Origin of the sequence: Paracraurococcus ruber (assembly GCF_004353985.1) — a bacterium.
In the GTDB taxonomy this organism is placed as follows: Bacteria; Pseudomonadota; Alphaproteobacteria; order Acetobacterales; family Acetobacteraceae; genus Paracraurococcus; species Paracraurococcus ruber.
Genome location: NZ_SMOA01000528.1, coordinates 1 through 1,877, shown reverse-complemented (window position 1 = coordinate 1,877; position 1,877 = coordinate 1). Strand labels below are relative to the sequence as shown.

Here is a 1,877-nt window from a genome sequence, read left to right as displayed (position 1 = left end):
CCGCCGCCCTGCTGGAATTGGCCGCCGAGGCCCGTGCCGCCGGCGACACCGCCGCCGCGCGCGACCTGGCCGGCACGCTGCGCGCCCAGCCGGCGCAGGCGGCGGCGGGCTGGATGAGCCTCGGCCAGACCGAGCAGGCGGCCGGCGACCGGGCGGCGGCGCTCGCCGCCTTCCGCATGGCCGATTCGCTGTCGCCGGCCGAGCCCTGGCCGCTGGTGGAGATGGCGGCGGTGCTGCGCGCCTCCGGCGCGCCGGAGGCGGCGCGGGAGGCCCTGCAGCGGGCGCTGGCGCGTGACCCCGGCTGCATCCAGGCGCTGGAGATGCTGGGCGACCTGTCACGGCTGGAGGGCGACATCGCCGGCGCCCGCGACCGCTACCGCGCCGCCCTGGCGGCACAGGCGGCCAATCCCTGGCCCTGGCTGGGGCTGCTGCGCTGCCTGCAGGAGGCGGGCGAGGGCAGCCAGGCGGAGGCGCTGCTGGAGGAGGCCGAGGCCGCATGCGGCACGCGGCCGGAGCTGGCGGCGGCGCGGGTGGACCTGCTGCGGGAGCAGGGCCGCCTGCCGGAAGCGCTGGCGGCCGCCCGCGCCGCGGCGGCGACCTGGCCACGGCATCCCGGCCTGTGGATCGCCCGCTTCCGGGCGGAGAGGCCGCTGGCCCCGCCGGCGGCGCTGGCGGCCTGCCTCGACGCCGCCCCGGCCGGCACGCTGGCCGAGCGGGCGCGGCTGGCGCAGTTCCGCGGCCAGGCGGCCGAGGAAAGCTGGGATTTGGCCGCGGCGCTGGCGCGGTACCGGGATGCGCTGGCGCTGCAGCCGGAGGATGGCTGGACGCTGTCCGACCTGGTGCGGGCGCGGCTGCTGACGCTCGACCTCGCCGGCGCCCGCGCGGCGCTGCGCGACCTGGTGCGGCGGACGGCGGCGGAGGCACGGCTGCAGGGCCGCTCCGCCAATCCCTCGCAGACGCATTTCGGCCAGATCCTGGACGAGTTCGCGCTGGACGCGCCGCTGCTGGCGGAGTTGCAGGCGCTGCTCGCGCTGGCGCCGGCGGCAAGGCTGGCGCCGCTGCGCGCCCTGGTGGCGGCGGCGCCGGACAGCACCGTCGCGGCGATCCAGCTGCTGGTCGCGCTGCGGCAGGCCGGCGCGCTGGCGGTGCCGGCCGCGGGCGGGCCCACCAGCGGCATCCCGCCGCGCCTCGCGCAGTACTGGGACAGCGGCGCGCCGCCGGCCGAGATCGCCGCGCTGATGGCGGGCTGGCGCGCCGCGCATCCCGGCCATGACGCGACGCTGTTCGACGACGCCTCGGCGCGGGCCTTCCTGGCGGCGCGCTGCGCGCCGGCGGTGCTGGCCGCCTATGCGCGGGCGCGGGAGCCGGCGCAGAAATCCGACCTGTTCCGCCTGGCCTGGCTGCTGCGGGAGGGCGGCTGGTACATCGATGCCGATGACCGCTGCCTGGCGCCGCTGGGCAGCCTGCCGGCCGGCGACGCCGCGCTGGTGCTGTACCAGGAGGATTACGGCACGGCCGGCAACAACGTCATCGGCGCGGCGCCCGGCCATCCGGTGATCGCCCTCGCGCTCGAGTCCGCGACGGCGGCGCTGAACCGCGGCGACCGCGACATCCTGTGGTTCTCGACCGGGCCGGGGCTGCTGACGCGGGCGCTGGCGCGGGTGCTGGCGGGGCAGCCGGCGGCGCTGGCCGGCATGAGGCTGTTCGAGCGGCGGGCGATGCACCAGGTGGTCGGGATGCATTGCGAGCTGGGCTACAAGAAGACCGAGCGGCACTGGAGCCGCACCGCCTTCGCGCGGCGCAAGCGGTAGGGGGAGTCGCGGCCGGGCCGGTGCGGCGCGCGGCGCTACGGCGCCGGGGCGCCGGCGCCCGGCGGG

Annotated in this window: 1 protein-coding gene; it reads left to right on the top strand. The window is 79.0% G+C overall.

What is annotated here, in order from left to right; all coding sequences use genetic code 11:
• On the top strand, positions 1 to 1,811 hold a 1,811-nt coding region (locus tag E2C05_RS31475), incomplete at its 5' end, for a tetratricopeptide repeat protein (protein WP_133223537.1).
• Between the last annotated feature and the right edge of the window lie 66 nt (positions 1,812 to 1,877).